This window comes from Streptomyces bottropensis ATCC 25435 (genome assembly GCF_000383595.1).
Lineage (GTDB): Bacteria > Actinomycetota > Actinomycetes > Streptomycetales > Streptomycetaceae > Streptomyces > Streptomyces bottropensis.
The window spans coordinates 5,949,805-5,963,508 of record NZ_KB911581.1; the positions used below are offsets into that span (position 1 = coordinate 5,949,805).

General features: G+C 70.6%; 11 protein-coding genes. 2 read left to right on the forward strand and 9 right to left on the reverse strand.

What is annotated here, in order from left to right; all coding sequences use genetic code 11:
- Positions 1–24 precede the first annotated feature (24 nt).
- From STRBO_RS0126560 to STRBO_RS0126600, 9 genes are all read right to left on the reverse strand, one after another.
- A complete protein-coding gene (locus STRBO_RS0126560; protein WP_005484094.1) occupies positions 25–777 on the reverse strand; it encodes a PIG-L deacetylase family protein in 753 nt (250 codons plus the stop codon).
- A 22-nt stretch (positions 778–799) separates the two neighbouring features.
- Entirely contained in the window at positions 800–2,101 is a 1,302-nt protein-coding gene (locus STRBO_RS0126565; protein ID WP_028796859.1) for an alpha/beta fold hydrolase, read from the reverse strand.
- Positions 2,102–2,245: 144 nt separating this feature from the next.
- Positions 2,246–3,271 carry a LacI family DNA-binding transcriptional regulator gene (locus STRBO_RS0126570; RefSeq protein ID WP_005484096.1) on the reverse strand — a complete coding sequence of 342 codons (1,026 nt, stop codon included), beginning with the start codon at positions 3,269–3,271 and terminating at the stop codon, positions 2,246–2,248.
- A gap of 112 nt (positions 3,272–3,383) precedes the next feature.
- Entirely contained in the window at positions 3,384–4,808 is a 1,425-nt protein-coding gene (locus tag STRBO_RS0126575; protein WP_005484097.1) for a BNR repeat-containing protein, read from the reverse strand.
- A 58-nt stretch (positions 4,809–4,866) separates the two neighbouring features.
- Positions 4,867–5,187 carry an L-rhamnose mutarotase gene (locus STRBO_RS0126580; protein WP_005484098.1) on the reverse strand — a complete coding sequence of 107 codons (321 nt, stop codon included), beginning with the start codon at positions 5,185–5,187 and terminating at the stop codon, positions 4,867–4,869.
- A 46-nt stretch (positions 5,188–5,233) separates the two neighbouring features.
- Positions 5,234–6,316 (reverse strand): rhamnose ABC transporter substrate-binding protein, encoded by a 1,083-nt coding sequence (gene rhaS, locus STRBO_RS0126585; protein WP_005484099.1) that lies wholly within the window; start codon positions 6,314–6,316, stop codon positions 5,234–5,236.
- 117 nt (positions 6,317–6,433) lie between these two features.
- Positions 6,434–7,468, reverse strand: coding sequence for an ABC transporter permease (locus STRBO_RS0126590; protein WP_005484101.1), 1,035 nt, complete (start codon positions 7,466–7,468; stop codon positions 6,434–6,436).
- Positions 7,461–8,501 carry an ABC transporter permease gene (locus STRBO_RS0126595; protein ID WP_005484103.1) on the reverse strand — a complete coding sequence of 347 codons (1,041 nt, stop codon included), beginning with the start codon at positions 8,499–8,501 and terminating at the stop codon, positions 7,461–7,463. Before STRBO_RS0126595 ends, STRBO_RS0126590 begins: the two co-directional genes overlap by 8 nt.
- Positions 8,498–10,015: a sugar ABC transporter ATP-binding protein gene (locus STRBO_RS0126600; RefSeq protein WP_005484105.1), complete on the reverse strand. Its 1,518-nt coding sequence runs from the start codon at positions 10,013–10,015 to the stop codon at positions 8,498–8,500. The genes STRBO_RS0126595 and STRBO_RS0126600 overlap by 4 nt, the downstream gene beginning before the upstream one ends.
- A 258-nt stretch (positions 10,016–10,273) precedes the next feature.
- Here STRBO_RS0126600 and rhaI point away from each other — a divergent pair, with 258 nt between their 5' ends.
- Both rhaI and STRBO_RS0126610 read left to right on the forward strand, forming a co-directional pair.
- Positions 10,274–11,443 (forward strand): L-rhamnose isomerase, encoded by a 1,170-nt coding sequence (rhaI, locus tag STRBO_RS0126605; RefSeq protein WP_005484106.1) that lies wholly within the window; start codon positions 10,274–10,276, stop codon positions 11,441–11,443.
- Between the two features lie 221 nt (positions 11,444–11,664).
- Positions 11,665–13,704 (forward strand): bifunctional rhamnulose-1-phosphate aldolase/short-chain dehydrogenase, encoded by a 2,040-nt coding sequence (locus tag STRBO_RS0126610; protein WP_005484108.1) that lies wholly within the window; start codon positions 11,665–11,667, stop codon positions 13,702–13,704.

Sequence of the window (13,704 nt, forward strand, 5' to 3'; positions counted from 1 at the left end):
GACAGGACCGGGCGGCCCCGCTCCTCAGCGGGGGAACACCTCGAAGGCCACGGCCGGTCTGCCGCCGAACCTCTCCCCCGTGGTCCGGGCATGTCCCGTGAGGAAGTCGCGGACATAGGACTCGGGGTCCTCCTTCGTGAGCACCTCGAGGTAGGTGCGGTGTTCCAGGAGGGAGGCGACGGCCCGGTCGAGGCCGGGGCCGGCGTCCACCGCGTGGGTGGGGGTGGCCGAACCGGCGACGGCGACCCAGCGGACGCCGTCCCAGGGCTGGAGCCCCTGTGCGAGGAGTTCGGGGAAGATCCAGCGGTTCCCCGCGTCCCCGGCGGCGTCCAGGGTGGCCCGGCCCACCGCCACGTGGTCGGGGGTGTTCCAGGCGACCCCGCCCCAGGTGTCGCGGTGGTTGAGGGTGATGACCAGTTCGGGGCGGTGCCGCCGGACGGCCGCCGCGATGTCCCGGCGCAGGGCGGGCCCGTACTGGACGACGCCGTCCTCGTGGTCGAGGAACTCGACCTCCGTGACGCCCACGACGGCCGCGCTCGCACGCTGTTCCCTCTCCCGCAGGGGGCCGCACCGGGCGGGCTCCAGGGTGTCGATGCCGGCCTCGCCGCGCGTCGCGAGCACATAGGCGACCTCGCGGCCCTCGTCGGTCCACGCGGCGATCGCCGCCGAGCAGCCGTACTCCAGGTCGTCCGGGTGGGCCACGACGGCGAGGGCGCGCCGCCAGTCGTCGGGCATGGGGGCGAGCTGCTCCGGCTGGTGTTTCCGCGGGTCGGTCATGGACGCACCGTAGCCCCGCCGCTCACACCTCGTCCCTCGCCAGCGCCAGCAACCGGTCCAGCACGCGCGGTCCCCCGGCCCGTACGCCGTCGTGTTCGAACTCGTCCGTGACCCAGGTGCGCAGACCCCGGACGGCACGGGCGGTCCGCAGGGAGTGGGCCGTGTCGACGTACATGTCGTCGTGGTAGACCGCGGCGGCGACCGGGACCTCGTTGCGGGCGAGGCGCTCCGGATCGTAGAGCGGCAGCCAGCCCCGGTCCTCGGCCAGGCTCCGCGCGGTCTCGCGCAGCGGGCGCAGGGCGGGGTCGTTGTCGAACATCCAGGGGTGGACGGACTCGCCCGTGAAGAGCACCGGGCCGTCGCCCGTCAGCGCCTTGGCGGCGTCGAACTGCGGCAGGCGCCGGCGCACCCGTTCGGCCGCCCAGTCGGTGGGGCCCGCGTCCTGGCCGTAGATCGCCTCGTGGAGGAGCGCGTACAGCGGGTGGCCCGCGTAGGACAGCAGGCCTTGGACCTCCTCCTGGAAGGCGTCGGAGAGTTCGGGGCCCCGGGGGGTGGTGACGAAGGCGTCCTCCAGCAGGAAGTGCAGGCGGTGGCTGCCGTCGCCGCGGCCGAGGAGGATGCCGAGGGACTGGAACGCCTCGACGGTGAACCGGTAGCCGCCGGGGAGGACGATGTCGTGCCCGAGCAGGTGCTCGGCGATCCGCCGGGCCCGCTCGACGTCCTGCGGGTAACGGGCGTAGTGCGCGGCGACCTTGCGCTCGATGCGCGGGAAGGCGGCCTCGTAGACGTCGTCGGCGGTGCCGTCGAGGGAGGGCAGCCCGCCGGTGACGAGGACCGTGCTCAGTCCCTCGGGCGCCTCGGAGAGATAGGTGACCGCGCAGAAGCCGCCGAAGCTCTGGCCGAGGACGGCCCAGGGGGCGCCACCGGTGACCTCGGGGCGGATGGTCTCGCAGTCGCGGACGATGGAGTCGGAGCGGAAGTGGGCGAGGTAGTCGGCCTGTTCGACGGGGCCGCCGCGCAGCGGGAGGGTCTGGCGGTTGGCGGGGGTGGAGGCGCCCGTGCCGCGCTGGTCCAGGAGGAGGACCCGGTACTCCTCAAGGGCCCGGCCGAGCCAGGCCTCCCGGCCGACGAAGCGGTTCGCGCCGAAGCCGGGGCCGCCCTGCAGGTAGACCAGCCAGGGCAGTTGGGCGTCCGCCTTGTCGCTCGCGACGACCTCGCGCGCGTAGAGCTCGATCCGCTCCCCCGCCGGGCGGTCGTGGTCGAGGGGGACGGTGAAGCGGCGGTCGGTGAGGACGACACCGGGCTGCCGGTAGCTGACGGACAACGGGGCTCCCTGAGCGGACGGATTCCAGGCCGTGGTCCAGTCCAGCACAGATTCTCCGCCCGGCCGACCCGTGGATCTAGAAATTCTCGCTGACCCGTGGGTCAGTACGGGGGCGGCCTTCGGCGGGGGCCACCGAACGGGCGCTCAGCGTGCCGAGAGGCTGGAGCGCCGCACCACCAGTTCCGGCTGGAGGACGACCCGCCGGTGCTCGTGCCGGACGGGCGCGGTCTCGGCCTCGGTCTCCTCCAGCAGGAGTTCGGCGGCGAGGGCGCCCATGGTGACGGCGGGCTGCCGTACGGAGGTGAGGGGGACGGCGGCCGCGGCGGCGAACTCGATGTCGTCGTAGCCGACGATGGCGAGGTCGTCGGGGACGCTCACGCCGGCCGCGTACATGGCCTGGAGCACGCCGAGGGCGAGCAGGTCGTTGGCGCAGAAGACGGCGGTGGGACGGTCGACCAGGCCGAGGAGACGGGCGCCCGCGTCCCGGCCGGCGGCCACGTCGAGGCGCTCGGTGGGCAGCTCGCGCAGGGCGTCGGCGCCGAGGCCCGCCTCGCGCAGGGCGCCCAGGGCGCCCGTGCGGCGGTCGCGGACCTGGTTGAAACCCGCCGGTCCGCTGACGTAGGCGAGGGAGCGGTGACCCGCGTCGATCAGATGCCGGACGGCGAGGGCGCCGCCCGCGACGTCGTCGACGGAGACCGAGCACTCGGTGGTGCCCTCGGCGACCCGGTCGACGAGGACGAAGGGGATGCCGTGACGGCGGAACGCGGCGATGTTGCGGCCCGTCGCGTCGGCGGGGGTGAGCAGCACGCCGCGCACCCGTTGTTCGGCGAACAGCGAGAGGTACTCGGACTCCTCGCTCGCGCTCTGCGCGCTGTTGCAGACCATCACGCCGAGTCCGGCGTCGCGCGCGGCCCTCTCGGCACCGCGCGCGACGTCGACGAAGAAGGGGTTGCCCATGTCGAGCACGAGCAGCCCCATGATCCGGCTCCGCCCCGCCCGCAGCTGGCGCGCCGACTCGCTGCGGACGTAGCCGAGGCGGTCGATCGCGGCCAGCACGCGGGCCCGGGTTCCGGAGGCCACCGAGTCGGGCCGGTTGATGACGTTGGAGACCGTGCCGACGGAGACTCCGGCGGCTGCGGCGACGTCCTTGATACCCACCGGCTGCGACATCGGACGGGGACCTCCAGGAAGGTACGGAGCGGCGGGCATACGTTCACATTACCGTCGGAGCCGCCCATGGAACGGCCCGGTCAGGCGGGGAAACGTCGCCCTGGCAGGGGGATCAGGCGGGCAGGGCGAAGTCGACGACACGCAGTGCCGAGGGGGTCGTCCCGCTCGACTTCACCTGGTACATCACGGACAGCACATTGTCCTGGGCGATCCGGCTCTCGTCGAACACGACCTCGCCGAAGGCGTTGAGGCCCGAGCCGTCGTACAGGATCCTCCAGTCGGTGTGGCCGGAGGCCGCCGAGGCACCGGCGATCCGGCCGAACGGGAAGATCGCGTAGGCGTTGTTGTACTTGTCCATGACCAGTTTGGTGCGCTGGCTGGAGTTGAGCGGCACCGGTATCTCGGTCTTCGCCCAGGCGCCGGAGGCGCTCTTGCGGACGAGGAAGGCGCGGCCGTTGGCCGTGCGGTTGGCGACGTAGTTCGTGGTGCACTGGCCGAAGCGGCCGGGGACGTAGCTGATGATGGCGTGCGGGCGGCCGGCGGAGTCGGTCCACTGGCTCTCCTGGTTCATCAGGGAGTGGTCCGGGTTCAGCGGGTCCACGACGAGGCCGCTGTCGGTGACGGAGACCTTGTCGGAGCCGCCGGTGGTGCCGACGACGGTGCCCGCGTTGTTGCGCCAGGTGCGGCCGCGGTCGTCGGAGTAGACGTAGCCGGTGTCGTGGTTGGTGATGCCGCCGCTGTTGCACATCACGGCGCCGTTCTGCTCGCGCCAGGTGAACAGGGCGTGCAGGCGCCCGTTGCGGTCGTAGTCGATGCCGTGCAGGTACATGTTGCGGGCGGTGCTGGAGCCGTGCTCGCTGGTGTACGTGCCGGTGGAGCTGGTCCACTCGCCGAGGTTGGTCCAGGAGGTGCCGTCGTACTCGGCGATGGCGTTGCGGCCGTTGCCGGAGACGCCGGCGCGGTAGCTCAGCTGGAGCTTGCCGTCGGGCATCGAGACGAACTGCGGGTAGGTGAACTGCGAGGTGAGGGCCAGCCCGTCGAGGGTGGACTGCGGGGCGCCGAAGCGGCTCGTGGTCCAGCTCAGCCCGGCCGGGTTGTCCGCGAGGCCGGCGACCGACTTGACGTAGGTGAAGCCGTCGCTGTGCGAGTCCATGTTGAGGTGGAGGCGGCCGTCGACCTTGGACAGGCCCATGGAGATGACGTTGTGGGAGTCGTTGTAGCGCAGCGTGTGGCCGACCTTGACGGTGGACCAGGTGCCGGAGCCGAGGACGCGGCGGCCGACGACGGCGTTGCGGTCGGCGGTGTACCAGACGGCGTACTGGTAGCCCTTGTAGGTCAACAGGGCGTTCTTCTGGAAGGCGTTGTTGTTGACCAGGCCGTTGTAGGAGACGAAGTAGATGGCCTGACTGTCGAGGAGGGTGTTACCGGTCTGGGTGACCGAGGGGCCGGGGTCGGCGGCACGGGCGGTCGTGGCGCCGAGGGCGGGGGTCACCACGGCACCGGCGAGTGCGGCGGTGAGCAGCGTGCGTCTCTTCATCTCGGGGACTCCGTTGTCGAGCGAAATGGGGAGGGGGAGGGTGCTGCGACGTGGGGGGTCAGGCGAGGTGGAAGACCTCGGTGAGGGGCTTCATGGCCTCGTCGGGCCGGGCGCCGTCGAGGGACTCGAAGAACGGCGCCATCTCCTTCTGCCAGCGGGCGTTGACCTCGGCGGCCTCCATGCCGGCGAGTGCGCGGGGGAAGTCCTCGGTCTCCAGGTAGCCGACGAGCAGGCCGTCGTCGCGCAGGAAGAGGGAGTAGTTGTGCCAGCCGGTGGCCGAGAGAGCCTGAAGCATCTCCGGCCACACGGCGGCGTGCCGCTCGCGGTACTCGTCGATCCGCTCCGCACGGACCTTGAGGAGGAAGCAGACGCGCTGCATGAGAACCGCTCCTGGGGTGAGGGGGGTGGTAACGCCGGTTCGCGGATCAGAAGTTGAACTTGTCGATGTTGTCCTTGGTGAAGACGGTCGGCTTGCCGAGGCTGATCACGCCGTCCTTGCCGATGGTGTACTCGCCCATGTCACCGGCGGTGAAGGTCTCGCCCTCCTTGCCGGTGATCTGGCCGGAGACCAGCGCCACCGCGGTACGGGCGGCCAGCTCGCCGAGCTTCGCCGGGTCCCACAGCTCGAAGCCCTCGACCGTGCCGTCCTTGACGTACTTGCGCATGTCGTTGGGGGTGCCGAGGCCGGTCAGCTTGACCTTGCCCTTGTACTTGGAGCCCGACAGGTACTGGGCGGCGGCCTTGATGCCGACCGTGGTCGGGGAGATGATCCCCTTCAGGTTCGGGTACTCCTGGAGCAGGCCCTGGGTCTGCTGGAAGGACTTCTGGGCGTCGTCGTCACCGTAGGCGACCTTGACCAGCTTGATGTCCTTGTACTTGGGGTCCTCCAGCTCCTTCTTCATGAAGTCGATCCAGACGTTCTGGTTCGTCGCGGTCTGCGCGGCCGACAGGACGGCGATCTCGCCCTTGTAGTCGATCTGCTCGGCGAGCAGCTGGACCTCGGTGCGGCCCAGGTCCTCGGCGCTGGCCTGCGAGACGAAGGCGTTGCGGCACTCCGGCTTGGTGTCGGAGTCGTAGGTGACGACCTTGATGTCGTTGCTCATGGCCTGCTTGAGCGCGGTGCACAGGGCGCCCGGGTCCTGGGCGGAGACGGCCATGGCGTCGACCTGCTGCTGGGTGAGCGTGTTGACGTAGTTGACCTGGCCGGAGGTGTCCGTCGCGCTGGACGGGCCGACCTCCTTGTAGCTGGAGCCCAGCTCCTTCAGGGCCGCCTCGCCGCCCTTGTCGGCGGAGGTGAAGTAGGGGTTGTTGACCTGCTTGGGCAGGAAGCCGACGGTCAGGCCCTTCTTCAGCGCGGCGTTCGGGTCGGCCTTGCCGGTGGCCGCCGCGGAGGCGTTGTCGTCCTTGACGTCGCTCTTGGTGGTGCCGCCGCAGGCGGTGACGGCGAGCGCGAAGGAGGTGACGGCGGCGAGGGCCGCACAGGAACGACGGAGGGTGGCTCTGCGCATGACGGTGGAGTCCTTTACGACGAGGGATGGTGTCGCGCCCCGAAGAGGGCACGGTGAGGTCTTCGCTGTGCGGCTGGCGCCGCGTGTGCGCGACCGGCCATGAACGGCCGGCAGCGCTCAGACGGCCGTCTTGCGAACGGCCTCGCCGGCGGAACCGCCGGCGGATCGTCGGCCGGCCCGGGCGAGAGCGACCTGCCTCGCCACCCGGGGGCCGAGCACGGACAGCACGAGCAGGACGCCGGTGACGACGATCTGCGACTGTGCCGAGACGTCCTGCAGGCTCATCACGTTCTGCAGGGTGCCGAGCAGGAACACACCGGCGATCGCGCCGCCGAGTGTGCCCTTGCCTCCGTCGAAGTCGATGCCGCCGAGCAACACGGCGGCGATGACGGACAGTTCGAGCCCGGTGGCGTTGTCGTAGCGGGCGCTGGCGTAGTGCAGCGCCCAGAAGACGCCGGTGAGGGAGGCCATGAGGCCGGTCACCGTGAAGAGGATCAGCTTCTGGCGCTTGACGCGGATGCCGGTGAAGCGCGCGGCCTCCTCACTGGCGCCGATCGCGAACAGGGAGCGCCCGAACGGGGTGGCGTGCAGGGCGATCACGGCGATGACGAGCAGCACCAGGAAGGGGATGAAGGCCTGGGGGACGAAGCTGTCGCCGATCCGGCCGGCCGCGAAGTCCAGGTACTGCGTGGGGAAGTCGGTCACCGCGTCGGAGCCGAGCACGATCTGCGCGATGCCCCGGTAGGCGGCGAGCGTACCGATGGTGACGGCGAGGGAGGACAGACCGAGCCGGGTCACGAGCAGTCCGTTGATCAGTCCGCAGACGACGCCGAGGAGCAGGCAGATCGGGATGATCACCTCGATGGTCAGGCCCTGGTTCCACAGGGCGCCCATCACCGCGCCGGACAGTCCGGCGGTGGAGGCGACCGACAGGTCGATCTCGCCGGAGACCACCAGGAGGGTCATCGGCAGGGCGACCAGCGCGATCGGCAGGGTGTTGCCGATGAGGAAGGACAGGTTGAGGGCGTTGCCGAAGCCGTCGACGGTGGAGAAGGACAGCAGGAGCACCACGACGAACGTGGCACCGACCGCCGAGTCCCACCGCTTCAAGGAGGACCAGCCGCTCGTACGCGACAGGGACGGGTCAGCCATGGCGGGCGTTCCTCTTCTTCAGGGCGGCCGCCACCCGCAGCGCGACCACACGGTCGACCGCGATGGCGAGGATGAGCAGGATGCCGTTGATGGCCAGCACCCACACCGAGCTGACGCCGAGGGCGGGGAGCACGCTGTTGATGGAGGTCAGCAGCAGGGCGCCGAGCGCCGCGCCGTAGACGCTGCCGGAGCCGCCGGTGAAGACCACGCCGCCGACCACGACCGCGCTGACGACGGTGAGTTCGTAGCCGTTGCCGGTGCTGGAGTCGACGTTGCCGAAGCGGGCCAGGTACAGGGCTCCGGCGAGGCCGGCGAGGGCGCCGCAGAAGGTGTAGGCGATCAGGATCCGCTTGCGGACCGGGATGCCGGCGAGGCGGGCGGCCTCCGGGTTGGAGCCGAGGGCGTACAGCTCGCGGCCGCTGCCGAAGTGCTTCATGTAGTACGCCGTCGCGACCAGGACCGCGACCGCGATCAGGGCCAGGTACGGCACCGCGGAGATGCCGCCGGAGCCGAAGTCGACGAACCCGTCGGGCAGCGCGGACGCGGTGATCTGGCGGGAGCCGACCCAGATCGAGTCGATGCCCCGGATGATGTAGAGCGTGCCGAGGGTGACGACGAGGGCGGGCACCTGGCCGAGGCTGACGAGCAGACCGTTCAGCAGGCCGAAGCCGATGCCCATCAGGACCGCCAGCGCCACGGCCACGACCGGGTTGCCGCCGCCCTGGAGATAGGTGCCGGCGGCGAAGGCGCTGATGCCGAGGATGGAGCCGACCGACAGGTCGACGTTGCGGGTGATGACGACCAGCGACTGGCCGACGGCGACCAGCACCAGGATGGTCGCGTTGAGCAGGAGGTCCTTGATGCCCTGCTCGGTGAGGAACTCGCTGTTGCCCAGCTGGGTGACGACGATCATCACCAGGAAGACGGCCAGGATGGCGAGTTCGCGCATCTTGAAGACGCGGTCCACGAGCCGGGTGCCGCTGGACTTCGGCACATCGGCGACGGGGGTGTTCTCGGGGGCGGTCACCGTCATGCGGCGGCCCTCCCAGTGGCTGCGGCCATCACGGATTCCTCGGTGGCTTCGGAGCGAGGGATCTCGGCGGTGAGCCGGCCCTCGTGCATCACGAGCACGCGGTCGGCCATGCCGAGGATCTCGGGCAGGTCGGAGGAGATCATCAGTACGGCCACACCGTCGGCGGCGAGCTGACTGAGGAGGCGGTGCACCTCGGCCTTCGTACCGACGTCGATGCCGCGGGTGGGCTCGTCGACGATCAGTACCTTCGGCCCCGTGGCGAGCCACTTGGCGAGGACGACCTTCTGCTGGTTGCCGCCGGACAGCGTGTTCACGGTGTCGGCGATCCTGGCGTACTTGACCTGGAGCTTGACGGCCCAGTCGAGGGCGCGGTCGCGTTCGGCGCCGCGGTCGACGAGGCCTGCCTTCACGGTCTTGCGGAGTCCGGTGAGGCCGATGTTCCGTTCGATGGACATGTCCATCACCAGGCCCTGGGCGCGGCGGTCCTCGGGGACCAGGGCGAGCCCGGCGGCCATCGCGGTGGAGGGGGCGCCGTTGGTGAGCGCGCGGCCGTCGAGGTCGACCTCGCCCGCGTCCCAGCGGTCGATGCCGAAGACGGCCCGCGCCACCTCCGTGCGGCCGGCGCCGACGAGGCCGGCCAGGCCGACGATCTCGCCGCGGCGGACGTCGAAGGAGACGTCGGTGAAGACGCCCTCGCGAGTCAGCCGGCGCACGCTCAGCGCGACCTCGCCCGGCTCGACCTCCTGCTTGGGGTACAGCTCCTCCAGGTCGCGGCCGACCATGCGGCGGACCAGGTCGTCCTCGGTCATGCCCTCGACCGGCTCGCTGGAGATCCAGGCGCCGTCGCGCAGGGTGGTGACCCGCCGGCAGATCTGGAAGATCTCCTCCAGGCGGTGGGAGATGAACAGGACGGCGGAGCCCTGCTCGCGCAGGGTGCGGACGACGCCGAAGAGGCGGGCCACCTCACTGCCGGTGAGGGCCGCGGTCGGCTCGTCCATGATCAGGACGCGGGCGTCGAAGGACAGCGCCTTGGCGATCTCCACGATCTGCTGGTCGGCGATGGACAGGCCGCGCGCCGGGCGGTCGGGGTCGAGTTCGACTCCGAGCCGCCGCATCAGGGCGAGGGTGGCCGCGTGGGTGGCCCTGTGGTCGATACGGCCGAGGGCGCGCCGCGGCTGGCGGCCCATGAAGATGTTCTCGGCGATCGAAAGATCGGGAAAGAGAGTGGGCTCCTGGTAGATCACGGCGATGCCCGCGTCCCGGGCGTCGGCCGGGCCGTGGAAGACCGTGGGCTCGCCGTCGAGGAGCACCTGACCGGAGTCCGGTCGGTGCACCCCGGCGAGGCTCTTGATCAGGGTCGACTTGCCCGCGCCGTTCTCCCCGGCGAGTGCGTGCACCTCGCCCGGGAACAGTTCGAGGGACACGTCCCGCAGGGCGCGTACGGCGCCGAAGGACTTGGAGACGCCCTTCAACGCGAGAACGGGGGCCGGACCCGTGTCGGACGGGTGGGTCATGGGGGCTCCTCGACGACGGCCGGTGGCTAGCGGAGAAGCTGCCTCACTGCGTCGTGAAAGGTTTCAACTGGATTGCCGGGACGTTAGGCATCAGTCGCATGTCGCGTCAATGGGTTCCGGTCGAAATTCTTTCGATAGAAGTGGTCACAACCGGGTCACGGAGAACGGTATGGAGCAGAGGGGTTGACAGCCCGGCGAGCCGCTCATAGTTTCCGGTGCTGAATCGTTTCAGACATCGAAGCCGGTAGGAGCCCTGACGTGACCGAGCTCGCCGCGGTGAAGGCCGCCCTCAAGACCCAGGCCGTCGAGACGCCGTCGTGGGCGTACGGAAACTCCGGAACGCGCTTCAAGGTGTTCGCCCAACAGGGTGTCCCGCGCGATCCCTGGGAGAAGCTGGACGACGCCGGCAAGGTCCACGAGTTCACCGGCGTGGCGCCGACGGTCGCCCTGCACATCCCCTGGGACAAGGTCGAGGGCTCCGATGGATACGCGGCGCTCGCCAAGCACGCCGAGGAGCGTGGCGTGAAGCTGGGCGCCATCAACTCCAACACCTTCCAGGACGACGACTACAAGCTGGGCAGCGTCTGCCACCCGGACGCGTCGGTGCGGCGCAAGGCCGTCGATCACCTGCTGGAGTGCGTCGACATCATGGACGCGACCGGGTCGCGGGACCTGAAGCTGTGGTTCGCCGACGGTACGAACTATCCCGGCCAGGACGACATCCGTGAGCGTCAGGACCGGCTGGCGCAGGCCCTCGCCGAGGTCTACGGGCGGCTCGGCGACGACCAGCGGATGCTGCTGGAGTACAAGTTCTTCGAGCCGGCCTTCTACGCGACCGACGTGCCGGACTGGGGCACCGCCTACGCCCACTGTCTGAAGCTCGGCCCGAAGGCGCAGGTCGTGGTCGACACCGGGCACCACGCGCCGGGCACCAACATCGAGTTCATCGTGGCGACGCTGCTGCGCGAGGGGAAGCTCGGCGCGTTCGACTTCAACTCCCGGTTCTACGCGGACGACGACCTGATGGTGGGCTCCGCGGACCCCTTCCAGCTGTTCCGGATCATGTACGAGGTCGTGCGCGGCGGCGGGTTCACCCCCGAGGTCGCGTTCATGCTCGACCAGTGCCACAACATCGAGGCGAAGATCCCGGCGATCATCCGGTCGGTGATGAACGTGCAGGAGGCCACGGCGAAGGCGCTGCTGGTGGACCGGGAAGCCCTTGCCGCCGCGCAGCGGGACGGGGACGTGCTCGAAGCGAACGCGGTCGTGATGGACGCCTACAACACGGACGTGCGGCCGTTGCTGCGCGAGGTGCGGGAGGAGATGGGGCTGGACCCCGAGCCCCTGCAGGCGTACCGCCGCTCCGGGTGGGCCTCGAAGATCGTCGAGGAGCGGGTGGGAGGAGAGCAGGCGGGGTGGGGAGCCTGATCTCCGGGTTCCGCCTGCCTGTTCTTGTTCGTCCTGTTCTTGTTCGTCGCGGACCGCGGGCCGTGCGTGGCTGGTCGCGCGGCGTGCCCCCGAAAAGCAGGGGCCGGGCTTTCGCAGGCACGGGGAACCGCGCGAGAAGCCCCGCGCACCCGCTCCCGGCGACGCACCCCCTGACCCCGAGCTGAACCCCGTACCCGTCCCACCGTAAGGATTGATCTCGCATGGCAACCCATCCCGAAGCCGCAGCCCTGCTCGCCCGGTCCCGTCGGCTCGGTGCCGATCCCCGGAACACCAACTACGCCGGCGGCAACACGTCCGCCAAGGGGAGCGACACCGATCCCGTCACCGGGGGCGAGGTGGAGCTGATGTGGGTGAAGGGGTCCGGCGGTGACCTCGGGACGCTCACCGAGGCGGGGCTGGCCGTGCTGCGGCTGGACCGGATGCGGGCGCTCGTCGACGTGTACCCGGGGGTGGAGCGCGAGGACGAGATGGTCGCCGCGTTCGACTACTGCCTGCACGGCAAGGGCGGGGCGGCGCCGTCCATCGACACCGCCATGCACGGGCTGGTGGACGCCGCCCACGTCGACCATCTGCACCCCGACTCCGGGATCGCGCTCGCCTGCGCGGCCGACGGGGAGAAGCTGACCGCCGAGTGTTTCGGGGACAGTGTGGTGTGGGTGCCGTGGCGCCGGCCGGGCTTCCAGCTCGGGCTGGACATCGCGGCGGTCAAGCGGGAGAACCCGGGGGCGATCGGGTGCGTGCTGGGCGGGCACGGGATCACGGCCTGGGGCGACACCGCCGAGGAGTGCGAGAAGAACTCGCTGCACATCATCCGTACCGCCGAGCGCTTCCTCGCCGAGCGGGGCAGGGCCGAGCCGTTCGGGCCCGTCCTGGAGGGCTACACGGCGCTCGCCGCCGCGGAGCGCCGGGAGCGCGCCGCCGCCCTGGCACCGCACATCCGGGCCATCGCCTCGAAGGACAGGCCGCAGGTCGGGCACTTCACCGACACGGACGTCGTCCTCGACTTCCTGGCGAGCGCCGAACACCCGCGGCTCGCCGCCCTGGGCACCTCCTGTCCGGACCACTTCCTGCGCACGAAGGTCCGCCCGCTCGTGCTGGACCTCCCGCCGACCGCCGATCTCGACTCCGCGATCGCCCGGCTGAAGGAACTGCACGCCGGGTACCGGGACGAGTACGCCGCCTACTACCAGCGGCACGCCGAGCCCGACTCCCCCGCGATGCGCGGCGCCGACCCGGCGATCGTGCTGATCCCGGGCGTGGGCATGTTCAGCTTCGGCAAGGACAAGCAGACCGCGCGCGTGGCCGGCGAGTTCTACGTCAACGCGATCAACGTGATGCGGGGCGCCGAGGCCGTGTCGACGTACGCGCCGATCGAGGAGTCGGAGAAGTTCCGCATCGAGTACTGGGCGCTGGAGGAGGCCAAGCTCCAGCGGATGCCGAAGCCGAAGCCCCTCGCGACGCGGGTGGCGCTCGTGACGGGTGCGGGCAGCGGGATCGGCAAGGCGATCGCGCACCGGCTGGTCGCCGAGGGTGCCTGTGTCGTCGTCGCCGATCTGAACGGCGAGAACGCCGCCGCCGTGGCCGAGGAGCTGGGCGGGGCCGACAAGGCCGTCGCCGTGACCGTCGACGTGACGGACGAGGAGCAGATCGGTGCGGCCTTCAAGGCCGCCGCGCTGGCCTTCGGCGGGGTCGACCTCGTCGTCAACAACGCGGGCATCTCGATCTCCAAACCGCTCCTGGAGACCTCCGCGAGGGACTGGGACCTCCAGCACGACATCATGGCGCGCGGGTCCTTCCTGGTGTCGCGGGAGGCGGCCCGCGTGATGATCGCGCAGGGGCTGGGCGGCGACATCGTCTACATCGCCTCGAAGAACGCCGTCTTCGCCGGGCCCAACAACATCGCCTACTCCGCCACCAAGGCCGACCAGGCCCACCAGGTGCGGCTGCTGGCCGCCGAGCTGGGCGAGCACGGCATCCGCGTCAACGGGGTCAACCCCGACGGGGTGGTGCGCGGCTCCGGGATCTTCGCGGCCGGCTGGGGCGCCCAGCGCGCGGCGACCTACGGGATCGAGGAGGAGAAGCTGGGCGAGTTCTACGCGCAGCGGACCATCCTCAAGCGCGAGGTGCTCCCCGATCACGTGGCGAACGCGGTGTTCGCGCTGACGGGCGGGGAGCTGACGCACACCACCGGTCTGCACGTCCCGGTCGACGCCGGCGTGGCCGCCGCCTTCCTGCGATGA